Source organism: Actinocorallia populi (assembly GCF_002995495.1).
In the GTDB taxonomy this organism is placed as follows: Bacteria; Actinomycetota; Actinomycetes; order Streptosporangiales; family Streptosporangiaceae; genus Actinocorallia; species Actinocorallia populi.
Map to the genome: position 1 here is coordinate 1 of NZ_PVZV01000016.1, position 22,684 is coordinate 22,684.

Annotated in this window: 25 protein-coding genes and 1 pseudogene; 16 read left to right on the plus strand and 10 right to left on the minus strand. The window is 67.4% G+C overall.

What is annotated here, in order from left to right:
- Positions 1–694: 694 nt before the first annotated feature.
- From C2865_RS38470 to C2865_RS38480, 3 genes are all read left to right on the plus strand, one after another.
- On the plus strand, positions 695–889 hold the full coding sequence (locus C2865_RS38470; RefSeq protein WP_106403727.1) for a hypothetical protein: 195 nt from the start codon (positions 695–697) through the stop codon (positions 887–889).
- A gap of 344 nt (positions 890–1,233) precedes the next feature.
- Positions 1,234–1,785 carry a hypothetical protein gene (locus C2865_RS39820; protein WP_157964094.1) on the plus strand — a complete coding sequence of 184 codons (552 nt, stop codon included), beginning with the start codon at positions 1,234–1,236 and terminating at the stop codon, positions 1,783–1,785.
- Positions 1,786–1,892: 107 nt separating this feature from the next.
- On the plus strand, positions 1,893–2,576 hold the full coding sequence (locus C2865_RS38480; RefSeq protein WP_106403729.1) for a helix-turn-helix domain-containing protein: 684 nt from the start codon (positions 1,893–1,895) through the stop codon (positions 2,574–2,576).
- On the opposite strand, the gene C2865_RS38485 is transcribed toward C2865_RS38480, so the two are convergent.
- On the minus strand, positions 2,573–3,556 hold the full coding sequence (locus C2865_RS38485) for a hypothetical protein (protein WP_106403730.1): 984 nt from the start codon (positions 3,554–3,556) through the stop codon (positions 2,573–2,575). The two genes, C2865_RS38480 and C2865_RS38485, sit on opposite strands and share 4 nt — an antisense overlap.
- A gap of 385 nt (positions 3,557–3,941) precedes the next feature.
- Between C2865_RS38485 and C2865_RS39825 the strand changes: the two genes are divergently transcribed.
- Positions 3,942–4,166 carry a hypothetical protein gene (locus tag C2865_RS39825; protein ID WP_157964095.1) on the plus strand — a complete coding sequence of 75 codons (225 nt, stop codon included), beginning with the start codon at positions 3,942–3,944 and terminating at the stop codon, positions 4,164–4,166.
- 1,079 nt (positions 4,167–5,245) lie between these two features.
- On the opposite strand, the gene C2865_RS38495 is transcribed toward C2865_RS39825, so the two are convergent.
- Positions 5,246–6,352: a ParB/RepB/Spo0J family partition protein gene (locus C2865_RS38495; RefSeq protein WP_106403732.1), complete on the minus strand. Its 1,107-nt coding sequence runs from the start codon at positions 6,350–6,352 to the stop codon at positions 5,246–5,248.
- Complete coding sequence (locus C2865_RS42020) at positions 6,352–7,020, minus strand: ParA family protein (protein ID WP_110554907.1); 669 nt, start codon at positions 7,018–7,020, stop codon at positions 6,352–6,354. The genes C2865_RS38495 and C2865_RS42020 overlap by 1 nt, the downstream gene beginning before the upstream one ends.
- Positions 7,021–7,311: 291 nt before the next feature.
- On the opposite strand from C2865_RS42020, the gene aroA reads away from it, so the two are divergent.
- Positions 7,312–8,634, plus strand: coding sequence for a 3-phosphoshikimate 1-carboxyvinyltransferase (gene aroA, locus C2865_RS38505; RefSeq protein WP_106403783.1), 1,323 nt, complete (start codon positions 7,312–7,314; stop codon positions 8,632–8,634).
- 62 nt (positions 8,635–8,696) lie between these two features.
- On the opposite strand, the gene C2865_RS38510 is transcribed toward aroA, so the two are convergent.
- The 5 genes from C2865_RS38510 to C2865_RS38525 form a co-directional block, all read right to left on the minus strand.
- Positions 8,697–9,374 carry a sulfotransferase family protein gene (locus C2865_RS38510; RefSeq protein WP_106403733.1) on the minus strand — a complete coding sequence of 226 codons (678 nt, stop codon included), beginning with the start codon at positions 9,372–9,374 and terminating at the stop codon, positions 8,697–8,699.
- Between the two features lie 10 nt (positions 9,375–9,384).
- Positions 9,385–10,413 (minus strand): oxidoreductase, encoded by a 1,029-nt coding sequence (locus C2865_RS38515; RefSeq protein WP_106403734.1) that lies wholly within the window; start codon positions 10,411–10,413, stop codon positions 9,385–9,387.
- Between the two features lie 70 nt (positions 10,414–10,483).
- Entirely contained in the window at positions 10,484–11,737 is a 1,254-nt protein-coding gene (locus C2865_RS38520) for a DegT/DnrJ/EryC1/StrS family aminotransferase (protein ID WP_157964096.1), read from the minus strand.
- Positions 11,738–11,870: 133 nt separating this feature from the next.
- Entirely contained in the window at positions 11,871–12,206 is a 336-nt protein-coding gene (locus C2865_RS39830; RefSeq protein WP_157964097.1) for a hypothetical protein, read from the minus strand.
- Complete coding sequence (locus C2865_RS38525; protein WP_106403736.1) at positions 12,206–12,463, minus strand: hypothetical protein; 258 nt, start codon at positions 12,461–12,463, stop codon at positions 12,206–12,208. Before C2865_RS38525 ends, C2865_RS39830 begins: the two co-directional genes overlap by 1 nt.
- A 222-nt stretch (positions 12,464–12,685) precedes the next feature.
- Here C2865_RS38525 and C2865_RS38530 point away from each other — a divergent pair, with 222 nt between their 5' ends.
- The 5 genes from C2865_RS38530 (at position 12,686) to C2865_RS38550 (ending at position 16,152) form a co-directional block, all read left to right on the plus strand.
- A complete protein-coding gene (locus C2865_RS38530; RefSeq protein WP_106403737.1) occupies positions 12,686–14,077 on the plus strand; it encodes a helix-turn-helix domain-containing protein in 1,392 nt (463 codons plus the stop codon).
- A gap of 12 nt (positions 14,078–14,089) precedes the next feature.
- On the plus strand, positions 14,090–14,386 hold the full coding sequence (locus C2865_RS38535; protein WP_106403738.1) for a 4a-hydroxytetrahydrobiopterin dehydratase: 297 nt from the start codon (positions 14,090–14,092) through the stop codon (positions 14,384–14,386).
- A gap of 186 nt (positions 14,387–14,572) precedes the next feature.
- Positions 14,573–14,950 (plus strand): hypothetical protein, encoded by a 378-nt coding sequence (locus tag C2865_RS38540; RefSeq protein WP_106403739.1) that lies wholly within the window; start codon positions 14,573–14,575, stop codon positions 14,948–14,950.
- A gap of 217 nt (positions 14,951–15,167) precedes the next feature.
- Positions 15,168–15,518 (plus strand): hypothetical protein, encoded by a 351-nt coding sequence (locus tag C2865_RS38545; RefSeq protein WP_157964098.1) that lies wholly within the window; start codon positions 15,168–15,170, stop codon positions 15,516–15,518.
- 55 nt (positions 15,519–15,573) lie between these two features.
- Entirely contained in the window at positions 15,574–16,152 is a 579-nt protein-coding gene (locus tag C2865_RS38550) for a P-loop nucleotide/nucleoside kinase family protein (protein WP_198653897.1), read from the plus strand.
- 431 nt (positions 16,153–16,583) lie between these two features.
- On the opposite strand, the gene C2865_RS38555 is transcribed toward C2865_RS38550, so the two are convergent.
- Complete coding sequence (locus C2865_RS38555; RefSeq protein WP_157964099.1) at positions 16,584–17,807, minus strand: recombinase family protein; 1,224 nt, start codon at positions 17,805–17,807, stop codon at positions 16,584–16,586.
- Positions 17,808–18,047: 240 nt separating this feature from the next.
- On the opposite strand from C2865_RS38555, the pseudogene C2865_RS41770 reads away from it, so the two are divergent.
- Positions 18,048–18,248, plus strand: a pseudogene (locus C2865_RS41770) (IS110 family transposase); the annotation flags it as partial.
- Between the two features lie 14 nt (positions 18,249–18,262).
- Here the strand turns inward: C2865_RS41770 and C2865_RS41235 are convergent.
- Positions 18,263–18,727: a hypothetical protein gene (locus C2865_RS41235; RefSeq protein ID WP_232836054.1), complete on the minus strand. Its 465-nt coding sequence runs from the start codon at positions 18,725–18,727 to the stop codon at positions 18,263–18,265.
- On the opposite strand from C2865_RS41235, the gene C2865_RS40400 reads away from it, so the two are divergent.
- The 5 genes from C2865_RS40400 to C2865_RS38580 all read left to right on the plus strand — a co-directional run bounded on the left by C2865_RS40400 (position 18,675) and on the right by C2865_RS38580 (position 22,616).
- Positions 18,675–19,121: a transposase gene (locus tag C2865_RS40400; protein ID WP_198653899.1), complete on the plus strand. Its 447-nt coding sequence runs from the start codon at positions 18,675–18,677 to the stop codon at positions 19,119–19,121. The two genes, C2865_RS41235 and C2865_RS40400, sit on opposite strands and share 53 nt — an antisense overlap.
- Before the next feature lie 304 nt (positions 19,122–19,425).
- Positions 19,426–20,094: a hypothetical protein gene (locus C2865_RS38565; RefSeq protein WP_157964100.1), complete on the plus strand. Its 669-nt coding sequence runs from the start codon at positions 19,426–19,428 to the stop codon at positions 20,092–20,094.
- 45 nt (positions 20,095–20,139) lie between these two features.
- Positions 20,140–20,430 carry a hypothetical protein gene (locus tag C2865_RS38570; RefSeq protein WP_157964101.1) on the plus strand — a complete coding sequence of 97 codons (291 nt, stop codon included), beginning with the start codon at positions 20,140–20,142 and terminating at the stop codon, positions 20,428–20,430.
- A gap of 52 nt (positions 20,431–20,482) precedes the next feature.
- Entirely contained in the window at positions 20,483–20,689 is a 207-nt protein-coding gene (locus C2865_RS38575; RefSeq protein ID WP_106403744.1) for a hypothetical protein, read from the plus strand.
- A 46-nt stretch (positions 20,690–20,735) separates the two neighbouring features.
- Positions 20,736–22,616, plus strand: a complete 1,881-nt coding sequence (locus C2865_RS38580) for a S8 family peptidase (protein WP_106403745.1) — start codon at positions 20,736–20,738, stop codon at positions 22,614–22,616.
- The last annotated feature ends 68 nt before the right edge of the window (positions 22,617–22,684 follow it).

Genomic DNA, 22,684 nt, shown 5'->3' on the forward strand with positions numbered 1-22,684 from the left:
CGCCGCGTTCCTCACCCTCGCCGCCGCCCTGATCTGCTACAAGAGACTCTCCCGAATCACCACATAAGACGTGCTCTTATGTGAAACCCAGGGGGGCTCGCAGCAGCGCCTCGGGACGCCGACACCAGCACTGCTCAACCTTGCGGAAGGCTGCTCAAAGATTACGGAAGACGGGCGGCCCGGGTCGGAGGACGTGCGACGCGCGCACGCCATCCCGGCCCGGGCCGGCGTCAGGCGACCGGATACCGGCTGCAACCAGCTGGCCGCCCTCTTCGTGTCCTGGCTCTTCGATCCGGGTTCCCAACCGAGTGAAGGAGTTGGACACGATCCCGATGCTCTTTCCATCGGTGTACGACTCACCATCGGATTTTTTAATCCCGAAAGCAAGCCCAACGGACACCATCAGACAGCATCTGACGCGATTTTACAGCACCTGACAGACCGCAACGGCATTTAACAATGGCCAACAATGGTTCGCGCTTCGCGGCCGGTCGCCATGTTTCCGCTGTTCACAAGGTCCTCCTGTCCAGTGCCGTCAAAGGCCTGCGAACCGGTGGACAGGTCTCGGAACGTAATACACAATTAGCTCTCGGCGAATCTTCTCGTGCCTGCCCGGACTGCAAACCGGGACCGCCGGGACGAGAAGGGACGCACAAAAGAATACGGGTTCCCAACCGAGTGAAGGAGAGGCGCTATGAAGCGTCTGCTGCACCTCGGGGACGACTGGCCTGCGTCGGTCGTCCTCATCGTCTTCATGTCCGTGCTCGTGCTGCTGGGCGTGGGCGCCGACGCCGAGCAGGTCAACGTCGTCCTGAACGCCGGGACGCTCATGGTCACCGTCCTGGTCGCCCGCGACGTCCGTGGGCCCGGCCACGGCCTCCTGGCCTGAGGCGGGCGAGCACCATGGCCGCTTTCGAGATCAATGACGATTTCCTCGGAGACTTCCGCGCAGTGACGCGGAGGGTCCTGGGCCGCTACACGTTCGACCAGATCAGCCGCATGAGCGCGGGCCACCTCAGCCCTGACGAAGCTCGCCAGTTTCTAGCTGGAACTCTCTTCCCGTCCAAGGTCAAACTCGAGCTTCTCAGCGCGCAGCTCCCGCACGTGGACGCTGTGGATCTCCTGACCGCTCGCGAGGCTATCCAACAGTTTGTCGACTCAACGAGAAAGGAACCCAGCAAGTCTCTCCGTCCCGTTGCTGGTGCCCGGCCCGGCACCGTCCGTCCGGCTGGGATGAAGGTGGCGGGGGACCTCAACATCAGCGGCGCCACCCCCGAAGTCCTGCGCGCCTTTACCGGCGCGGAGGTCACCGGCAACTTCAACGTGAGCGCCGCCGACGGTGAGGAGACGACTCGACCGAGACCGTCCGGTGCCACCGCGCCGCCGCTGAACGCTGGCCCGGCGAGACACACGGCCGTCATGCCCGACCCCTTCACCGCGCACACGGAAGAGGAGTTCATGGCGGTGCTGCGGGACCTGTGGAGGTACACCGACCGCCCCTCCAGCCGTGACCTGGCCAAGTGGTCCGAAGACCCCCATACGAAGGCCCCCGCGTTCTCGCACACCCTCGCCGCAGGGCTGGTGTCCGAGAACCCATCGAAGTGGCCGACGGTCCGGCTCCGCTACATCCAGGGCTTCGTCCGCGCCTGCGGTGGTGACACTGCCCTCATCGCCCGCTGGACCGCGGCCTGGCGGCACGTCTTCGAGGGCTTCCCCCTCCCCGCCCCCACCGAGTCGGCCCTGCCCCCCGGCGTGACCCCCATCAACCGGAACTCCATCCACTAGTTGTAATGATCATGAACGTTGTTGACACGGGTTGAGGGTGCTTGATCAACAGTGAAGACCTCCGAGGTGGTGGAGCTGTCTAGGTCCACACCACCTCGGAGGTCTTCGTGTCCCACCGTAACGCCAGGTTGACGGTCCACGGGCGGCGTCTGCTCATCGAGCGTGTCGCCTCGGGCCGCCCGGTGGCCCATGTGGCCGCGGAGATGGGCATCTCCCGCCAGACCGCCCACAAATGGGTGGCCCGCTGGCGCGCCGAGGGACCGGCAGGCCTGCACGACCGCCCCAGCCGGCCCCACGCCACCCCGCACCGCACCCCGGCCGAGGTGGAAGAGCAGGTCTGCCGTCTGCGCACCGGCCGCAAGCTCGGCTCGGCCCGCATCGGCCCGATCCTGGGCCTGCCCGCCTCGACCGTCCACCGGATCCTGTGCCGGCACGGCCTCAACCGGCTGTCCTTCATGGACCGTCCCACCGGCCAGGTGATCCGCCGCTACCCCGGAGAACTGGTGCACGTGGACGTCAAGAAACTCGGCCGCATCCCCGACGGCGGAGGATGGCACGGTCACGGCCGCGACAGCGGCTGCCGTGACCGGCGCCGCGTCATCAGATTCGACTACGTCCACTCGGCCGTCGACGACCACACCCGCATCGCCTACAGCGAGATCCACGCGGACGAGAAAGCCACCACCTGCGCCGCCTTCCTGCACACCTACAACCACCACCGGTGCCACACTGCCCTCGGCGGCGCGGCACCCATCACCCGCGTCAACAACCCTGCAAGTCAATACAACTAGTCGTCTTCTGGCTCGTTGAGGAGGGCGTGGTGCAGCCGTTCCCACCGGGGGAGTGCCTCGGGGTAGGAGGCATGGGCGGCGATGCGAAGCCAGCGCAGTGCTTCCTGAGGTTCGCCCTGTGCTTCTTTCAGCAGCCCCAGCCGGTAGGCGGCGCCAGCGTGCCCTGCGGTGGCTGCAGCTTGGTAATAGACGGCGGGAGCTCTGCTGGTCGTTCCTGTGGGGGCCAGTGGGTCTTCCTCGAGGGTGCCTACGGGGAGCGCGAGTTCGTAGGCGTAGGCAGAGGCCAGTTCGCGTCGCTGTTCGGAGTCGGCATCGCGAAGGGACAGGGCCATCGCGTCTTCGCTGATGGCTGCCAGTTCCACCCAGATCAAGGCGGTCTCCACCTGGCCGATGCACAGCAGCAGGATGCCCAAGCGGCAGGCGGCCTCGGCATCTTCGTGTGTGGCGGCACGGAACAGCTCCTCCCCATGGTCTCCGAACCATTCCTGGTAGGGGTGAGCGGCCTCATCAGCAAAGAGGGAACTCGCCTCGGATGAGCCCGTCGCCATCCTCGACTGCTTCTCGGCGTCTGTTCCGGTACCGGAAGATGCGGAGTCAGTGATCTTGTACTCGGCCTGGCGTGTGGCCGCAGTGGATGCGGTCTCGGCGATGGGTGCCGTCAGGGGCTGCTCGTCGCAGCTTCCGTCTTTGAGGCTGCGTTTGGTGGCCTGGTAGCGCAGACTCCACATCTCGATCGTCCCGACCGTCTTGTCCGGGTCCAGATGCGTTTCCTTGGCCGTGATCCTCAGCGCGGCAATGAAGGTGGCAACCCAGTCCCATGCCGGCAGCGTCAGCCGCCGACCGCTGAGGTTGTCATGCAGCGTGCTTCTCGCCAGGTGGATGTCCCCGGGCAGGGTTTTGGAGATCTTCAGCAGACGACTGGGCCGCGGTGGTCCTACCGCCGCGTGGGCACGCTGAAGCTGCCGCGTGAAGGCGGCCACAGCAGGAGGCGGATCCCGTCGTGATGCTTGATGCATGGCTTGCCCGTTTTCTGTGGGTTGTCCAGCAGGACAGGTCGATCCCCATCAGCATCACAGGGCCCAGAGCCCGGCAACACCGCATCTGCTCACCCTGGCCCCGTAAACGTGTTAAACGCATTTCACCTAATTGACTCCCACTTGTCACCATTACTCGCCGGTACCGGACTCACTCGGACGCATCCGAACCTACCCGGACGCACCCGGACGGATCCGGACCACAAACCGGCTCCTCTATAAGCACCGCCCATCAGTCCGAAACTGTCCGGGTGGGTTCGCTGTCGTCCGGATGCGTACGAAATCAGCCGTGCTCCTGACACGCCGCCGCCCCTGCACGACAGTGATCAGCATGACGACAACGCTCTCAACTGCCCCCTGCCGGGCAGCTCCCCCCTGGGGCATCGAGCCCACCTCTCGCATCGATGCCAGCAACGAGGAAGGCCTGCTGTTGCTTCTCTTGATCACCCGATGGGAAATGCTCACTCAACGCCGCCACCCCGACCACGACGAGATCGAGGCGCTCATCGATTTTTGGGCAGATCCGCAGATGGAGCCTGCTTCAGGCGATGACTGACCCGCGCTCGGACGTCCCGGCCAGAAACCGCACCCAGCCTCGCCATGCTCCCTAACAGGCCCTACGGCACCAGAAGAGTCATTCAGTGTGTCGCTTGACACTGAGTCTCACACAAACGGACTCCTTCCGGTCGGTTCATGTATCTGGCGGAATATCCGCAGCTAGATAGCCCGACACAACGGAAATGACGCATTCAGCCGCCTCCCGCTCCGGCGTGATCCTGGTAGCGTCGACTGTTAAGTCTCTAACGGCTTGTTCACGGGCGTTGAGAGGTCTTCACGTGGGTCGCTCAACGCGATCCCGGCGAAAGCCCCCGGCTTCCGCCGGCCGACCTCGCCCTCTGGGCGAACGTGAACACCAGGGAGACCAGATGGCCTTGCCAAGCTCTGCCCCGCAGGAACAGCCCCCCAAGGAAAGGACTGATCCGCCAGCGGACCAAGAGCCGCCATCGGCACCGAAGCGCCGCTACACCCAGTGGCTGGCAAAGCTCGTCCTCGCCCTCTTGTGCGCCGTCACCGGCGGCATCGCAAAGGCCGTGGCCGAAGAACTCCTTCGGAGCTGGCAGGAGTAAGGCCCCAGGACGGAACCCGATGACGGGACCAGCCTGAGGCCTTCCAGCGGAAGCCTCGCACCTACATGGCCTGAGAAACCGGGTGCGGGGCTCTCCGTTTCCCTCACACGATCCATACCCGCCGCCAAGAGGCGACAAGGGACGAAATGTGTCAAGCAAACGACACTTATCTAACCCAACTATGCCTCGACCGTAGGGTCGAGGGCCCCCTACTGTCAAAGCCCCTCACGGCCCAGCTACCGCTCCGCAAGCAAGGGAACCCCTGCTCAGCGCGGTTTTAAAGCCTTGTTCCATCCACGGAAGTAACCTTCTCGCTACAGGGCCAGACCTAACCAGCCCTGGCAACACCAGGCGCACCACGAAAATCCATCTGCTTCTGACTTTCCGGACAAGGCAGATGGAGTGATCCAGGGCTGGCCGTGGACTGGTCAGCCGAGCCACCGAGTGCTGAACGCGACGCCCGCCCGCAAACGATGCGATGCGGACGGGCGGTAGAGGTGAGGTCTGCTCAGACGGCAGGCGTGGTGAGGTGGTGAACGAGCACAGCCACGTCATCCGGACTGAGCCGGTCCCGGATCAGCGCAGCAAGCGCAGAAGGTGACTCCCACGGCACAACTGTGTCTGCAGACGGAAGTACAGGACTTGTGGTTTCGCGTCGAGTGGTCGCAGACCGGTTTACCGCGGTAAACCGATCGTCCTCCAGCTTCGAAGCGGTAGCGTCCGTCGGCTGGTTTACCGCGGTAATCTGGCCGCCGCCCGGCTCTGGCTCCGTGATACCGACAGCTTCGTTTGGCCGGTTCACCTCAGTAGTCCGGTCGGATTGCGGCTGAGTGGTCATCGGCACGCTGGTGGGACTGCCGGTAGGGCGTTGACTCGCCGCCTCGACCGAGGAAGCAGCCACAGCTGCTCGTTCTTCTTGACGGCGTGCGCTTCGTTCTTGTGCTTCGGCTGCTTCTCGTTCACGCGTGGTCTTCCAAGCCATCTCTTGGTCCTCGGGAGGATGGCTGGCAATGGAGCGCGCGATCCGGACGGGCAGGTCGCCGACGCGGACCTTCTCCTGCAGCTCTGAGGTGAGGCGCAGGAGAGCTCGACGCTGGGACACCCAGGTCTTGTGGCGGCGGAACCGTTCGGCAGCTTCGTTAGCGCTGCCGCACTCGGCCACCATGGCCTCGACAGCGTGGGCTTCTTCGATGGGATCAAAGTTCCTGCGGTCGAGGTTCTCGCTGACCACAGCGTCGATGAACCTGGCGCGGTTGTCGGCAACGTCTTCGCGGATCAGGACATCTAGGAAGTCCAAGCCGACGTGGCGGGCTGAGCGGTAGCGGCGCTCGCCGTTGGCGAGGACGTAGGTGGCCTCACCAATGATGGGCTCGTGCTCAGGCCAGAGCTTGAGGTAGGCGGTACGGCTGACCGCGACGACCGGCTGGAGCTGGCGGACGCGCAGGCTTTCGCCGAGTTCGGTCAGCTCTTCCTCGGTGCCGAAGTTCTTGCGCGGGTTCAGCGGGGTGGGGACGATCTGGTCTGGCTTCAGGCGGACCAAGGTCGGGGTGCTGTGCCCAGGGACATCTTCGATGGGTTTGCCGGCCAGCGAGGCGAGGCTGGTCCTACGGCCCATCAGGCGGCACCTCCGTAGCCGAGTTCGAGCGCGAGGCGGAAGAAGTCTTCGCGTGCCTCCATGGCGACGCGGTTCTTCGAGTACTGGGTGACCACGATCCCTTCGGCGCTGGCTCGGGTGTGGACTTTGTAGCGGCGAATGACGGCCTGGGTGCGGGGCCAGCCCTGCGCGTCGATATAGGCGAGGGTCTCTTCCAGGTCGGCGCGGCCGTCTCGCGGATCCCAGGCGTTCACCACGACTTTGAACGGCAATCCGCGAGGGGTGAGGACCCGGGAGACGGTACGGGCGGTCGCATCGAACGCCAAAGGCTCAGGCGGCATAGGGACGACGACGTCGTCGGCGACGTCCAGGCAGGCAGCGAGGATGTGCTCGTTCTCCAGGCTGCCAGGGGTGTCGACGAAGACGTGGAGGTAGCCGCCTGGGGCATGGCCAAGTGCGTTCTGGACGACCGCAGCGAGGTTGACGGTGGTAGTGGTCTTGCCTACACCGCCCTTCTGATTGGCCACGACGTGGATGCGCGCGCCGATGTTCTTGAGATTCGCGATGCCATCGATGTCGTCGTGGGCTTGCGTGAAGTCGAAGGGCAGGGCTTCGTCGCCGACTCGGTCGGCCCACCAGACTGCCGACCCTTGAGGGTCTGTGGACACGACAAGGACACGTGATTCCATGAGCTCCGTTTGCTTCCCGTGATGAGCGGTACTTCGGGCAAGGAGCATCATCCCAGCACAACAGTCGCTTCAGAGGCCAGGACACTCAGGGGGCCTAGTGGTTTACCGCGGTAAACCACTACGAGCGATTCCTTCTTCGTCGACGGACGATGTATCTGGTGGCGTTCAGAATCCTCTGAGTCGGAGGCTGTGGGCGGGGTAGGGTCATGTTCAGTGTGATCATTACCGACTGTGCGTCGTTGATCACCCCGTCTCAGGCCAGTGCCCTCCTTCATCTTTGGGGATGCCGACATGACCTATGCAGTTTCTGATCTCGATGCTGTGTCCTGTATCCGGGTGGAAGGGGGCGGTGCGGCCCGGGGCGCCCTGCGGGTGCCGGGCGATAAGTCGATCTCTCATCGGGCGCTACTGCTCGCGGCGCTCGCCCACGGCACCAGCATTCTGGAGGGACTGTCTCGCGGACAGGATGTGACCTGTACCCGTCACGCGGTCGAGCGGTTCGGGGTCGAGGTCGTCGAGGACGGGCAGGGCCGGCTGCTGGTGACCGGTCCGCTGCGTCATGAGCCCGATGACGTCCTGGACCACGGCAACGCCGGGACGGGGATCCGGCTGACCGCGGGGGTGTGCGCCGGGATCGATGGCCTGTCGGTGCTGACGGGGGATGAGTACCTGCGGCGGCGTCCGATGGATCGGATCGCGGTCCCGTTGCGGGAGATGGGCGCTCGCGTCGACGGCCGGGAGGGTGGCCGTCTGGCGCCGCTGGTGGTGCGCGGCGGCGGTTTGCACGCCATCACCTACGCGCCCGCCCAGGCCTCGGCCCAGGTCAAAAGCGCGATCCTCCTCGCCGGCCTGTCGGCTGAAGGTCGCACGGTGGTGGAGGAGGTCCACCCGACGCGCAGGCACACCGAGGAGATGCTGGAGCAGTTCGGCGGCCGCGTCGCCGTGCAGGACACGCGGGTGAGCGTGGAGCGCAGCGACCTGGCCGCCACGACTGTGCACGTTCCCGGAGACCCGTCGCAGGCTGCTTTCTGGGCGGTGGCCGCCGCGATCAGCGACGGTGGCGAGGTCACCGTGCATGACCTGTACCCGGGGTTCGGCCGCTCGGACTTCGTCGGGGTGCTCCAGCGGATGGGCGCCGATGTCGACTTCGACCAGGCCGGCGGGACGTTGACGGTCCGCGCCTCTCGGCTGCAGGCGGTGGAGCTGGGTGCGGAGGACATCCCGGGGATCGTCGATGAGGTGCCGGTGCTGGCGATCGCCGCGGCGCTCGCGCACGGCACCACCGTCATCTCCGGGGCTGCGGAGTTGCGAGCCAAGGAGTCCGACCGTATCTCCTACACGTGCGCGATGCTGCGGGCGTTCGGCGTCAAGGTCAGCGAGCTGGAGGACGGCATGGTCATCGAAGGCGGCGGCCAGCTGCACGCCGCCCGGGTCGACAGCCACGGGGATCACCGTCTGGCGATGGCCGCGGCCGTCGCCGCATCGTGTGCGACCAGCGGCACCACCACCATCAACCGGTGGGAGTCCGTCGCCACCAGCTACCCCGCCTTCGCCGCTGACCTGATGCGCCTGACCGGCGTCTCCGTCACCGCCGATGCGGAGCAGCAAGCCTGACTTCAGTCCGAGCGAAGAGGCGGGCGGGCAGGGACTTCGGTCCCGGCCCGCCCGCTTTGCGTTCACCAGCGGTACTCCAGGAGATCGAATTCCCGGGTGTAGGCCTCTTCGACGGCTTGGCGGGCGGCGGCGTCCAGGACGTCCCGGTAGTGCAGGCCTGGTGGGCGGAAGTGGGCCTTGGCGTGCGGGAGCCGCAGCGGCGGCAGCCCTACCAGCTCGCACAGGTCGGCGAGTTGTTCCTCGAGGTGCTCGTGGCGCAGCAGGTGGTCGACCATCACGCGGCCGTCGTGGTCGGTGTAGAGGGGCCAGTTCAGGGCGTCGGCGAACTCGCCGGTGGCGATGAACTCCTCCATCGAGGGCCGCAGGTGGGGGTTGCGGTGGCGGTGGAAGTAGAGGCTGGCCACCTTCTCGAACGGGTTGCGCTCCACCGCGACGCTCACGTACCGCTCCCAGGGGGCGCCGAGTTCGGCGCGCAGGTGGCGGGCGGGCATGTGGTTGTAGAACCGGACCCGGCCGCACACTCCCGGCGGGGCGGGCGCGGGGCCCGCGTGCAGGCCGGGGTGCAGGTGGTTTTGTGGCGGACGTCCGCCTTCGGTTCGCCGCAGTTCCTCATCTCGCGGGGACAGGGAGGTGATGATGTCGTCGGGTCCGGCTAGGGCGGACAGGGCGATCTCCAGGGAGGTCGAGGCGGTCTTGCGGGTGCGGACCACGATGAGCCCCGGCCCGTCCAGCACGATCACCCGGCGCTCCTCACAGCTCGGGGGCCAGGTGGCCGTCGGCGGTGCCGACGGTGGTCAGCGCCCGCCGGTAGGAGGCGGGCGCCAGGTCGGGGGCGTGGCGGGCTGCCAGCATCGGGTCGGCCAGGAGCTGGCGGCCCATGAGGACGAGGTCGCAGGCTCCCTCGCGGATCAGGGCTGCGCCCTGCCCCAGGTTGGTGATCTTGCCTACGGCGGCGGTGGGCATCCCTCCTCGCCGGCGGATGGTGCGGGCGTAGGCCGCCTGCCAGGCCGGGCCTGCGGGGCGGGGTTCGGGGCGGGTGATGCCGCCGGAGGTGCAGTCGAGCAGGTCGACGCCGTCGGCGGCCAGCAGCGGCGCCAACCGCACTGCTTCCTTCAGCCCCCATCCGCCGGGAAGGTGGTCGGTCGCGGAGATCCGCACGAGCAGCGGCAGGTCCGCGGGCAGGGCGCGGCGCACGGCTCGGGCGGTGCGGCGCAGCAGCCGAACCCGGTTGTCGAAGTCGCCGCCGTAGGCGTCGGTGCGCTGGTTGGCCAGCGGGGAGAGGAAGGAGTGCAGGAGACGGCCGTGCCCGGCGTGCAGCTCCACCGCGCGGAATCCGGCACGGGCGGCGCGGGCGGCCGCGGCGGCGAACTGGTCCACCACGTCGCGGAGCTGCTCGGTGCTCATCTGGCGCGGGGTGCGGTAGCCGTCGGCGAACGCGATCACAGAGGGGCCCAGCGGCTGCCATCCGCCGTCGGCGTCGGCGAGCGGCTGGTCGCCGCCTGGTCCCCAGGGGCGGGTGCGGGAGGCTTTGCGGCCCGCGTGCGACAGCTGCAACGCCGCAGTCGCACCCTGCCCATTGATCGCCTCGGCCACGCGGGCCAGGCCCTGCTCCTGCTCGACGTTCCACAGTCCCAGGTCGTGGGGGGTGGCCAGGGCATCGGGGGAGACGGCGGTCGCTTCCACGATCACCAGGCCCAGCGCGGTGGAGTGCGTGGTGTAGTGCGGCAGGTGCCAAGCCGGGTCGATCAGGTGACCGGGCAGCGCTCGGTAGGTGCTCATGGGAGGCGGCCCAGCCGGTGGCGGATCACGACTCCGCGCAAGGTCAAGGGCACAGCGAGGGCGGAAAGCGTCATCTGTCTCTCCTTCGCTCAATGAGTTCGGCGGCACGTGTCAGAGCCACCTCGTACGGGTCGGGGCCGAAGAGCGGCTCGTACGGGTCGGGGCCGAAGAGCGGCTCGTACAGGTCGCGGGTGTCGACCTCCACCAGAGCGTCCAGCAGCCGGCGCGTCCCGTCGAAGCCATCGGGATCGTGGTGGAGAGCGGCGGGCAGGCCCAGCAACGCGCCGAGGTCGGGGTCGGTGAACAGCGGCAGCTCGTGCAACGGCCGGGCAGGCAGGGCGGCGCGGATACCGCACGCGCGCAGAACGTCCACGAGCACGGTCACGGCGTCGGCAGAACGCGCCCGCCAGTGCATCTTGTACAGGGCTCCGGCGGTGCGGCCGGGCGGGTCGGCCAGCGGGGCCAGGTTGGGCAGCAGCGCGGCCATCAGCGCGTCGACGGCCCGCTCTCGCTCGTTCTTGACGGCCACGATGTCGGGCAAGCTTCGCAGGTGATCGGCGGCCAGGACCGCGGCGACGGGGTGGGGGCGGCGGTTGTGCCCGGCGCCGGTGACGGCCAGCGCCCGCAGCCGGGGATCGGCCAGGCCGTTCAGGGCGCGGCGCTTGGGCTGGGCCAACACCCGCGCCCGCTCCCACACCGCCGGGTCGGCGGCGCTCAGCAGGCCGGCCTTGCCGCCGGAGACCGTCTTCCACGTGCCGCACGACCAGATCGCCGCATCGCCAACGGTTCCGACCGGCTGTTCCTTCCAGCGGGTCCCGTGGGCGTGCGAGCAATCTTCGATCAGGGCCAAGCCGTGGCGGTCGACGAAGGCGCGGGCGGCCTGTAGGGGGACGGGCCGTCCCCAGGTGTGGGTGATGACCAGCGCGGCGGTGCGGCCGGTGACACGGGAGGCCGCGTCCTGCAGGTCGATGCCGCCGGTCGTCGGGTCGGCGTCGCACAGCACCGGGATGAGGCCGGTGGGCAGCATCGCGGTCACCGTGGAGCGGAACGAATGGGAAGCGGCCAGGACGTGCGCACCTTCCTCCAGGCGCAGCGCCTGGTAGGCGGTCTCCAACGCGCTCGTCCCCGAATCACACAACAGCATCGGCCGACCTGGTGCGAGTGTCTGGCCGGCCAGCTGCTCACAGGCGTCGATCTGCGGGTGAGTAGCCGCCGCACCGGCCAGGTCTCCGCTCTCCAGCAGCTGGTGGACTTCCTCTAGTGCGGCCGTGGACCACCAGGGCCACAACCGGGGTGGGGTCGGGAGAGTCTGCGTGTTCTGCATCCGCGTACCTCCTGGGGGTGGATCCGGTGGACCCGTATCAGTGCAGAGCAGGCCCGGCGAACAGAGAAAGGGTGTTGTCCGGAGGCTGGTCGAGCGCGGCGGCCGCCAGGATCGGTCAGGCCGCCGCGCCCGGTCATGAACGCACGGCCAGGACCTGGCGTGCGAGGAAAGGTCCTTGGCCGTCGCCGGGCCGCGCCCCGGCAGGGGCGACGGCCAAGGAGTTCGTGGGGTACAGCGCCTCATCGACGGCGCGCATGCGGTCGGCCAGCTTGTCGGGATCGGTGTCTTCGTCGACGTCCACGGGCGCGCGGTGGAGCGGGAAGGCCGAGAAGCTGCCCCGGTGCGGGCTGTAGAGCACGACCCAGCAGGGGAAGTCGCCGTCCATCCGCGCGGCGATCGCACGGTTGGCCCGGTCCGCCTCCCGCGCATCAACGAGCCGCTGGCTCAGGGTCCTGTCGCGCCGGAGCATCACAGGCCCTCCGCCGCGATCGCTTCGACGACGGCCATCGCCGCCGCCTGCTTCTCCAGCTCGGCTTCCAGGGCCGTGCTGGTCGGTGCGTGCACGTTCGGGTAGACGCCGTAGTAGCCGGCGCCCTTGGCCACTCGCGGCGGGGCTTTCACGCGGGAGGCGTACAGATGCCCCTCGTCAGAGGTCCACAGCCGCCAGTCGCTCCCGTAGACCTCGGCGAGCCGGGCCAGCTCCACCTCTGTGACGCTCGGGGCCATCGCTACCTCGCTGTAAGCCAGACCGATACGGGCAGTGACCGAACAGTGGCTGGGATTCTCACTCGTCGCAATGTCGGCCAGCTGTGACAGACGCCGTCCGTCCAGCGGTTCCATGACGGCCCGCCGCCCTTGTCACAGGAGGCGATGACGAGGCGCGGACAAGCCCTGCTCGGGGCCGAAGTTTCGTGGCTACTGTGGAAAGCAGTCCACTGAGGAGCCGACGTGAAACCCCAGCAGACCGCCCGCAGTCTCCGCGAGCAAGCCGCGCGGGAGTCCTGGAGCCCTGAGGCGCTTGTCGACGCCATCGCTGAGCGCACCGGGGTGAGCCGCCTTCGCGCCTTCCGCCTCGCCGCAGACCTGACCCTGGATGAGGTCGCCCGGCAGATCACCGCGCTGCGCGGCTCCACGGTGAGCAAGCAGCAGCTGTCCCAGTGGGAGACCGGCAGGGCCCAGCCCCGTGAGCATCTGCGTGATGTGCTCTGCCAGTTCTACGGCACCCGTCCCGACCGCCTGGGCTTCGGCAGCGACTACAGCGCCAGCGAGCGGTCCGCGCTCGCAGCTCAGGCCCGCGCCGCCTCCACCCTCACCGGACGTGCCGACGCCCCTGACCAGATCGACGCCGGCACCGCACGCGACCTCGACGAAGTCCGCGCCCGGCTCAGCCGCTTCCTCCAAAGCGAGTTGTCCGAGACGGCGGTGGAGTACCTCGAAGCCCGGGTGCGCAACTACGACGCCGCCTTCATCACCGGGGCCAGCAGCGAAGTCATGGGCGACGTCGCCATGGACCTGCGCTCCGCGGACGAGCTCCTGGAGCGTACCCGTACCCCGGCCACGGCCGCACGGCTGCTCACCGTGATCTCCTACCTGTCGGGGATGCTCGGCATTTTGATGCTTCATCTGGGCAACCAGCGCAAAGCCGATGAGTGGTTCCTCTACAGCCAGCTGTCAGCCGACCAGACCGAGACGCGGGATCTGCGCGCCTGGGCCACCGCCCGCCGCGCCCTCCTGCCGCTGTACTACGGCAACGCCGCCGACGCCGTCCGGCACGCCGACCGCGCCCTGGCCCTCGCGGGCAAGGCGCCTTCCGCGGCGGCCGTGCGGGCGCTCACCGTCCGCGCCCGGGCCAAAGCCGCCCACCCCGGCTCCCGCGCCGCCGTCCTGGCCGACCTCGACAAGGCCGCCGAGATGCACGAGGCTCTGCCGATGGAAGCCACCACCGACGGCATCCTCGGAATCACCCGCCTGCAGCTCAACGCCTACCTGGGCGAGACCTACACCGACGTCGGCGACACCCAGCGCGGCATGCTCCACCACAGCGAAGTCCTCGACCGGTTCGCCGGACACGCCGCCGACGGCTGCCTGCAGCCTGACGGCTGCCTCGACTACGCCCTCGCCTGGTTCTCCCAAGCCAAAGCCCACGCCCTGGACGGCGACCATGACGAGGCCGCGACCGTTATCAGCACCGCGGTGATGACCGTCCCCCTGAAATGCCGCACCACCATGGTCCTCAAGACCGCCAGCGCTGCGGCCAGGGCGATCCCCATGGGCGCGCGCACGACGACCGAGTTCGCCAAGATGCGTGATGTGCTCGCCTTCCACGCATCAACGAGTTGAGGAGCAAACACCATGGCAGCGCTCACCGAAGACCAGATCACCGCCCGCCTCGCCGAACTCCCGCAGTGGAGGCGTGACGGCGACACCATCACTCGGACCGTCCAGGCCCCCACGTTCCTCGCCGGGATCGACATCGTCGCCGCGGCCGCCAAGGCCGCCGAAGACGCCAACCACCACCCCGACATCGACATCCGCTGGCGCAACGTCACCTTCACTCTCACCACCCACGACGCCGGCAACGCCCTGACCGCCCTCGACTTCGACCTCGCCGAACAGATCGACCAAGCTGCGGCCCAACACGGCGCCTGACCAACACGCCAGGCCTCGGGCTAAGACGCTCGATTCACCGCATCCGGCAACCGCTCCACGGCGACCAGTGCACCTCGCCGGCGAAGTACCTGACCCCGGCCGTGTCCTACTGCGGTCGGGGCAAAATCGTCTTTGAGACCTTCTCGGCGATAGCCCGATCGGGCAGGCGCCTCCCAGGATGGGCCGATGATCGATCCCCGGTACGCCTTTCCGTTTCTCATCGCGATCCTCCCGCCGGCAGTGTTCGGCGGCATCTTCATCGGCGCAGTAGAGGCCCAGCACCACAACTGGGTGATGGGGATCCTGGCCGCCCTCTCGACGGGCCTCTTCGTCACCGTCATGCCCGTCCAGCTCGTGATGTTCGACCCCGTCCTGACAGAACGCCCGCGCCGCCTGATCTGGATCGTCCTGGTGCTGGCCACGGGGGCGATGTACCTGGCAGGGACGGTCATGCTCGAGAATGCCGCCTGGCCGGTGCAGTGGGGGCTGCCGCTGGTGTGCCTGCTGCCCCTATATCTCACTCGGGCTGCCGTCCGCGCAGCCCGTACCCGCCAGGAGAGCTAACCGCCCGCCTGCTGCGGGCCAGACGAGCTCACGCCGCTTCGCCTCGGCAGCGCGGACACGGCTCTGATCTCATGTTCGGCTCAAGACTCGGTGATCAGACGAGGTCGGACGCTACGGTGACGCCAAGGCCCTTGCTCCTGCCGGAGGAACCGTGGCGAAGATAAAGATCACTCTGAATTGCTGCCTGTGCGGCCGACGTATCCCGCACTCGTGCGACGTGTACCCCTTGGACGCCGAATGGCAGCGCCGCTACCCAGCCATGACCGGGATGCTGGCCTGCGACTGCGCGCTGCGCATCGACTGGCTGTGTCAGCGTCCCGGTGGCGGGTTCGTCGACGGTCACATCCCCGCCGACTGCCACGGGTCCGACATGGACGCCTGGAGCCATATCGGCGTCCCTCACACCCACACCGCGGCCGTGACCGCTTTCCCCGACTCCGCCCTGGCCCAGGGCGCGGAGGACTACCTGCGCAGCCTCGCGGCGAACCCACGCCTCACCAGCCCGAACGTCATCCAGATCCGGGAGGCCGTGCGCCGCTGGGACGAACACCGACCGACACAGCCGTAGATAACCGGGCATCCCGAACCTGCCTTTCACGACGGACGGACCGACCATGCGTGAAGTGCCACAATGCGCTGGGACCACAAGCTCGCCGACGCTGATCGTGGTCAGCGGCCCGCCCGGAAGCGGCAAGACCACCCTGGCCCGGAAGATTGCCGCGCAGATCGGCTGCCCCCTGATCATCCGCGACGAGATCAAACAGGGCCTCGTCATGGCGAGGCCCGGCTACAAGCCCGGCGGCGACGACCCGCTCAACCTGACCGCACTTTCAACGTTCACCGACGTGCTCACCACGCTCCTGAAGTCCGGGACGACCACCGTCGCCGAGGCTGCCTTCCAAGACCGGCTGTGGCGGCCGCTCCTGGAAGGCCTGGCGCCGATGGCCGACATCCGGATCATCCGCTGCGAGCTGTCCACCGACACCGCCCACGCCCGGGTCGCCGAGCGCGCCGCCACCGACGTCCACCGGGCCGCCCACGGCGACGCCGGTCTGCTGGAAGCCATCGCGTCCGGCAACAGCCCGATCGCGTCCTTCGTACCGATCGCAATGGACCTGCCGACCCTGATCGTGGACACATCCGACGACTACCGGCCTGGCCTCTCCGACATCATCGCGTTCGCCACAAGATCTACACGTTGACGGTTCTGGGCGCGGGGTCCCAGATTTCCCGGGTCGAGGAGGACCGGAACGCGCCGTAGCGACACCACGCATCCGAACCCGCATCGTTTGTGCCAGCAGGGCGCGTCCAGGCGTCCAGTCCAGGCGTCCAGCGTGTCCAGTCCAAGCGTCCGGGCGTCCAGCGTGTCCAGTCCGGGCGTCCAGCGTGTCCGCGGGGTCGTCCAGGCCGTCCACTCTCACGTCCAACAGAACCCCTCTCCTGGACTCTCCTGCAGACTCTCCTCATTCCTCCTGGACTTTCCTCTGGACTCCACTCCTGCTGGTCAGCGGACTCTCCTCGCGCCCTTGGACTGACCGCTGGACTCTCCTGGACTCCTGTCGTCCAGTCATCCAGAGGAGAGTCCAGGAGGGGCGGTTTCAAAAATCCGACCTCGTCCGAGGCGTCCAGGCCTTCAGCGGGACTCGATGGCGATCATGTGCTTGGGGACGCCGCCGATGCTCACGGCTGCGGCGCGGTCGTCCGCGGTGAGCTGCTTCTGGTCGGCTTCGGGTACGAGGTGGACGTAAGGGGTGCGCTCCATGCGCTGCAGCGCCTCGTCGACGGCCTGGCGGTCGGCGCCGTTCAGCAGGGTGCGGATCCGCGTCAGGTAGATCCAGTCCAAGGGTTGGCGGGCCAGCGTCCAGTAGGCGTCGTGGATGCGGCGCTCGATGTCGCCGGCGTCGTCTGGCTGCTGCGCAGTGATGTCGACAACCTGGGCGGCTTCGACGGCCAGGGCGACGTGCTCGGCCTGCGGCGGGGCCTGGACGGGATCGGCCGGTGCGGCGGTCGCAGCGTCGTGGTCGCGCAGCATCCGCATGACGGTGGCGGGGGAGGGGTGCTGGCCGCGCTTCTTTCCCTTGGTGATGACAAGCTGGGCGGCGATCTCGCGCAGGCTCTTGCCCTGGCCGCGCAGGTGCAGCGCCATCGACAGCATCGCCTCATCGCCGACGGCGGCGCCGCCGATGGTCTTGCCGCGGGCGCGTGCGGACTCGTGCCCTTCCAGGGTGCGCTCGCGGATGTACTCGCGCTCCATCCCCGACAGGGCCGCCAGGACGGTGAAGACGATGCCGCCCGGGTCGTGGCTGCCCTGCAGCTCTCCGGTGAGGAACTGCAGGGCGACGCCGTAGGAGCGCAGCTGCTCGGCCAGCTCGGCGAGCTGCAGGCCGCGGCCGAGCCGCTTGTGCTCGTGGACCACGAAGGTGACGTCCAAGCCTGAGGTGCGCAGCTCCCGCGCCCACTCCACAGCCTTGTCGAGTTCGGGCCGCTGGGCGGCGCGGGTGGAGACCTTCTCGGTGAACACCTTGGTGACGCCGGCGGCCTTGAGCGAGTCGAGCTGGGGGTTCAGGGATTGGCGGGCGGTGGAGGCGCGGGCGTAGCCGATCCGCACGTGCCCGGCCGACCGGGTGTCGGCGGCCGCGGGGCGGGGCAGCTCGATCCACAGCGTCCCGGGCTTGCGCACCGGCGGGACCGGAACGTTGAGCGCCTTGGCGAGCGAGGGCACGAGCCGGAACCGCGCGGTGTGGTACTGCGCGGCCACCTTCCCCTTCCCGGTCCGGCAGGGAGAGCCGGCCGGGGCCGCGCACGAGGACATCGGGCAGTCGTTCGCCTCGACCAGGAGGTGGTTGTCGTCGCTCATGCCCCCGATCGTTTCATGTGTGTGTTTCAATCGTCAATCTATTTGAAACGACTCATGAAACGGTTTCGGGGTGCGTTCGCCCTGTTCGCGCTTCACCGTTCGGGGTGTTTCATAGGCGATCGCTTATGAAACATCGCCTGGTCGTTGCTAGACGGGGTAGTCGGGGGTTCCCGCTGGGTCGCGGTCGCCCTTTCGGCCTGTCGTTGTCTCTTTCCGGCTTACGAGGAGGCGGTCTTCGTAATGGTGGTGGGTGCGGTGGCAGCGATCGAGTCCACTCGCGGCCTGCTGGTCGCCTGCCTGCGCGCTACCGGCCGGACCGCCTACGCGATCAACCCGCTCGCAGTCGCTCGCTACCGCGAACGCCACACCGTCGCCCGGTCGGAATCCGACCACGCCGACGCACTGACCTTGGCGAACATCCTGCGAGATGACACCCAGTACCATCGGCCGCTGCCTCAGGACTCCGAACTCGTCCAGGCCATCGCGATCTTGGCCGGTGCCAGCAGGACGCCTCCTGGCACCGGCAGCAGCTCGCCAACCAGTTCCGCTCGCTCCTGCGCGAGTACTTTCCGGCGGCCCTCGCGGCGTTCCAGCTGAAGAACATCGGCCTGACCAGCCGGGAGGCCCGCGCCGTCCTGGCCGTCGCGCCGACCCCGAACCGGGCCGCGAAGCTGACCAAGCAGCGGCTCATCACCGTCCTGCGCTGCTCGGGCCGGGAACGGAACCTCCAAGCCTGGGCCGACCGGCTGCACGAGGTCTTCCGCGAGCCGCAGACGCGGCAACTGCCGATGGTCAAGAACGCCTTCGGCACGCAGGCCCTGGCCCTGGTCCTCCAGCTCGACGCCGCCTGCCAGGCCGTTGACCAGCTTGCCGAGACCACGGCCGAGACCTTCGCCCCAGCATCCCGACGCCGAGATCATCACCAGCTTCCCAGGCCTTGGCGATCTCAACGGCGCCCGCGTCCTGGCCGAGCTCGGCGACGACCGCGACCGATTCACCGACGCACGATCAGTGAAGGCCTACGCTGGCTCCGCGCCCATCACCCTGGCATCGGGCAAGAGCTATGTCGTCCACCACCGCAAGGTCAAAAACCAGCGACTCGCGGCCGCGGGCTTCGTCTGGGCCTTCGCCTCGCTGCGGTCGGCAGGTCCACGCGCCCACTACGACCACCGGCACGCCATCGGCAACCGGCACTCCAGCGCCCTGCGCAACACTTTCAGCCGAACGCTCGGATGCCTCCACCACTGCCTTCAGACCGGGCAGCTCTACGACGAGAACGCCGCGTTCGGCATCCGTCTCCAGGCCGCAGCTTGACGGCTTAGAGAGATCGGATGTCTGGTTGCACAAGTCTTGTCGATACCCCGAAGTGAACAAGCTGCCCCGCGCCGGGTTCGCGGCATTGGCTCATCCCACTGGCCCTCCTCCCGCATCGACATTCTCCCTTACCCCTCGCCGCGAGGTTCACGCTTCGTTGCTTACATAAGATCTATGCGACCTTCGCGAATATACGACAAAGACACGAGAAGGCGGGTTTGTGGGGGTGACCAGGTGGAACTCCCATTATGACGGAACAAAAGCCTCTCTCATAGCGAGAGAGTTGAATTACTCAGGGGAGAATATGGCAAGCGCAACCACGCAAAAAAGCGCACCTTCGTTTTCCGACTACGGATCGCAGATCCATTCCGGCCAAACTGCTCAGCAGATGGATCCGGCCAGTCTCTTCCCGCTCCTGGAGAAACTCTTCAGTCTCTTCCAGCAGCAGGGCCCCTCGGGACAGGTCGGAACGATGGGCACCACCTCCGGCGGGGGCCAGGTAGACCCGGCCGGTCTCCTCCCGCTCCTGGAGAAACTCTTCAGTCTCTTCCAGCAGCAGGGCCCCTCGGGACAGGTCGGAACGATGGGCACCACCTCCGGCGGGGGCCAGGTAGACCCGGCCGGTCTCCTCCCGCTCCTGGAGAAACTCTTCAGTCTCTTCCAGCAGCAGGGCCCCTCGGGACAGGTCGGAACGATGGGCACCACCTCCGGCGGGGGCCAGGTAGACCCGGCCTGGTTCATCCCAGTCCTCACGGGAATCCTCAGTCTCTTCCAGCAGCAGGGCCCCTCGGGACAGGTCAGGCCCATGGGCACCACCTCGGGCGGGGGACAGGTGGACCCGGCTGCCTGGTTCATCCCAATCATCGCGGGAATTCTCAGCCTTCTGCAGCAGCAGGGTCCGTCAGGGCAGGTCGCCCCGTCCTCGCTCTTCGGTCCCAACATGTGGGGATGCCCGCCTTGGGCGCGGGCGTGACGGTGGCGAGGTGTTCGCTGCTGGGATTGTGAGGCGAGGCGGAAGATGACCTCAAAGATGTCCGACCTATATACCATGGCCGGTTCTGTTGGTGACGGTGCGGTGCCCTTCGGCGATCAGTCAAAGGCGCAGAGTCGCATCGTCCTGGAGGGCGTCAACAACTGGCTACAGAGGACGGTTCCGCAGAGGCCGCAGTTCGCCGGACTCGTTCCGGTGGCGCTGGGGGCGGTACGGCTATACCGGGCTCAGAAATATCAGGAGTCGCTCTACCTCGCCCAGAGCATCGCGAAGATACTCGAGTATCTCGGCGAATCGGTCCCCGTTGAAGATGGGTAGTTCATCTGGCTCCGGACCGGCCGCAGGCCGGTCCGGAGGCACTCGATATGTCATGCGTGATGCGGACCACGGTCCTTCCATCCTGCTGGCTCAGGCAGCCGAATCTCTCGCCGCGGACCCCGAGGTCAGGTTCATACGTGCGATCGGTAACCCCGACGCACCGGTCCTGCTGGTTCTGGAGACCTCTCCCGCCCACGCCGAGGTGCTGCGGCGGAGATTCGGGAGAGACCTCGAGATCGAAGAGGACCAGATCATATGAATTCCGATCATGTGACCAGTTGAATTTCTAGCACAAGGGAAATCCCATGACTGACAGGGATAAGAAAGAAAGCAGCAAGCCGACGGGTCGGCCGCGCGGCCGAGCGAAGCCCTCCGAGGCGAACGAAGCGAAGCCTTCCGAGGCGGGCGAGCTGGCCTCCCGCCCTCAGCGCTACATGGTCAAGGCCCTGCCGGCGGCGCAGCTCACGCCGATGGGGGTGAACGTACCTCCCTTGAGCCCGTCCGCCCTGTTCCAGATGCTCGAGTCCGATCCGAACGTCGAGGTGAAGCAGCGTCTGGCACCGTCTCGCATCACCCCTTTCGGTACGGGCGAGATGCCCGGCACGGATCTCCTGGTCTGCGAGATGGAGGTCGACTACGCCAAGACGCTGCGCCAGTCGCTCCCGCAGGTGCGCATCGAGACCGACCGGCTGCTCTCCTACGCCCAGGCGCCCGTCATCTCGGAGAGTCGATCCGCCGGGCCACTGCAGCCGCTCGGCCTGCACCTCACCGTCACTTTTCTGGTCCGTGGCACCAGAGGGGAGCCTCTGCCGGCCGCAACGGTCATCGTCGTGGGGCACCAGGGCTTTTCCCAGGGGGTTACGGGAAATGACGGACGGACATCGATAACTCTCATCGGGGAGACTCCGCAATCAATTAAGTATGTCCAGTTCCTGCCGGCTGAAGGGTACTGGAGCCTCCAGGTGAACCGCCCCTCCCTGGCGGTGGGGCAGGACAATATCGTCTCCCTGAAAAGAAGCATTTCGGATACGTTTCCCGGCTTTCCGGAGCAGCGGATGTTCAGCTGGGGCGCGCAGGCCATGTCGCTGGACCGCATAAGTCCGACCCTGCGCGGCAAAGGCGTCAAGATCGCCATCGTCGACTCGGGGGTGGACGTCCAGCACCCCATTTTGGGCCGTGTCACCGCAGGTGTCGACCTCGTCGATCACGCACCCCGAGGATGGGCCGTGGACATCGTCCGGCACGGCTCCCACTGCGCCGGCGTGATCACCGGCACCGGGGAAGAGGGGATCTACGGCTTCGTCTCGGAGGCGGAGGTCCATGCCTGCAAGATCTTCCCGGGTGGCTACTTCAGTGATCTCGTCGCCGCCGTCTATTACTGCATCGACCAGCAGATCGATGTGATGAACTTCAGCCTCGGCGCCCAGGGGTTCTCCTCCGACGTCGCGGAAGCGATCGCTGCGGCTCGGCAGGCGGGGGTGGCCTGTATAGCCGCAACGGGCAACACCGCCGGCGCGGTCAGCTTCCCTGGGAACTTGCCGGATGTGCTGTCGGTGGCGGCCATCGGCAAGATCGGCACCTACCCCAAGGAGAGCACCCACGCCGGCGAGGTGCTGGGCCAGGCGAATTCCGAGGGCTACTTCGCCGCGAAGTTCTCCTGCCACGGGCCGGAGGTCGATGTCTGCGCACCGGGTGTGGCGGTCCTGTCGTCGGTGCCCGACGGCGGCTACGCCGTCTGGGACGGGACTTCCATGGCAGCCCCCCATGTCACGGGGCTAGCCGCACTCGTGCTCTCGGCTCGCGATGAGTTCCGCAGCGCATACGCCCGCCGCGATGCCCGCCGTGTCGACCGGCTGTTCCAGGTCCTGAAGGAAAGCTGCACCCCGATCGATCTCGGCGACCCGCACCGGACCGGTGCGGGGATGCCCGACGCCCTGCGCGCCCTAGAGCCCGTATCCCCGTCGTTCGCATCGCCGAACGACAATATCCGCCAACTGCTGGAACAACTCCTCAAGGCCCTGTCCTCGGGGGGTTCGGGAGGTGTCGCCCCAGCGTCGACTGCGTCTTCACTTTCCGCCCCTGCCCCCCTCGAAGAGGAGACCGACGTGCGGCGCACACTGAGGCAGCTGAACGAGGAGGTGTACGCCGCAGGCCTCAATGGCTACGGTCCGGACCCGCTCCTCTGACGGCCAGGCAGGACGCTCCCGCCCGGGGAAACCCGGGCCCTGCCCCCGCACTCGCCGGTTCACTCACC

Excerpts from the sequence above, each read along its gene's own strand:
- C2865_RS38470 (WP_106403727.1), top strand. The coding sequence starts at position 695 with ATGAAGCGTCTGCTGCACCTCGGGGACGACTGGCCTGCGTCGGTCGTC.
- C2865_RS39820 (WP_157964094.1), top strand. The coding sequence starts at position 1,234 with ATGAAGGTGGCGGGGGACCTCAACATCAGCGGCGCCACCCCCGAAGTC.
- C2865_RS39825 (WP_157964095.1), top strand. The coding sequence starts at position 3,942 with ATGACGACAACGCTCTCAACTGCCCCCTGCCGGGCAGCTCCCCCCTGG.
- C2865_RS38495 (WP_106403732.1), bottom strand. The coding sequence starts at position 6,352 with ATGGGCCGTAGGACCAGCCTCGCCTCGCTGGCCGGCAAACCCATCGAA.
- C2865_RS42020 (WP_110554907.1), bottom strand. The coding sequence starts at position 7,020 with ATGGAATCACGTGTCCTTGTCGTGTCCACAGACCCTCAAGGGTCGGCA.
- aroA (WP_106403783.1), top strand. The coding sequence starts at position 7,312 with ATGACCTATGCAGTTTCTGATCTCGATGCTGTGTCCTGTATCCGGGTG.
- C2865_RS38515 (WP_106403734.1), bottom strand. The coding sequence starts at position 10,413 with ATGAGCACCTACCGAGCGCTGCCCGGTCACCTGATCGACCCGGCTTGG.
- C2865_RS38520 (WP_157964096.1), bottom strand. The coding sequence starts at position 11,737 with ATGCAGAACACGCAGACTCTCCCGACCCCACCCCGGTTGTGGCCCTGG.
- C2865_RS39830 (WP_157964097.1), bottom strand. The coding sequence starts at position 12,206 with ATGCTCCGGCGCGACAGGACCCTGAGCCAGCGGCTCGTTGATGCGCGG.
- C2865_RS38525 (WP_106403736.1), bottom strand. The coding sequence starts at position 12,463 with ATGGCCCCGAGCGTCACAGAGGTGGAGCTGGCCCGGCTCGCCGAGGTC.
- C2865_RS38535 (WP_106403738.1), top strand. The coding sequence starts at position 14,090 with ATGGCAGCGCTCACCGAAGACCAGATCACCGCCCGCCTCGCCGAACTC.
- C2865_RS38540 (WP_106403739.1), top strand. The coding sequence starts at position 14,573 with ATGATCGATCCCCGGTACGCCTTTCCGTTTCTCATCGCGATCCTCCCG.
- C2865_RS38555 (WP_157964099.1), bottom strand. The coding sequence starts at position 17,807 with ATGAGCGACGACAACCACCTCCTGGTCGAGGCGAACGACTGCCCGATG.
- C2865_RS41235 (WP_232836054.1), bottom strand. The coding sequence starts at position 18,727 with ATGATCTCGGCGTCGGGATGCTGGGGCGAAGGTCTCGGCCGTGGTCTC.
- C2865_RS38565 (WP_157964100.1), top strand. The coding sequence starts at position 19,426 with ATGGCAAGCGCAACCACGCAAAAAAGCGCACCTTCGTTTTCCGACTAC.
- C2865_RS38570 (WP_157964101.1), top strand. The coding sequence starts at position 20,140 with ATGACCTCAAAGATGTCCGACCTATATACCATGGCCGGTTCTGTTGGT.
- C2865_RS38575 (WP_106403744.1), top strand. The coding sequence starts at position 20,483 with ATGCGTGATGCGGACCACGGTCCTTCCATCCTGCTGGCTCAGGCAGCC.
- C2865_RS38580 (WP_106403745.1), top strand. The coding sequence starts at position 20,736 with ATGACTGACAGGGATAAGAAAGAAAGCAGCAAGCCGACGGGTCGGCCG.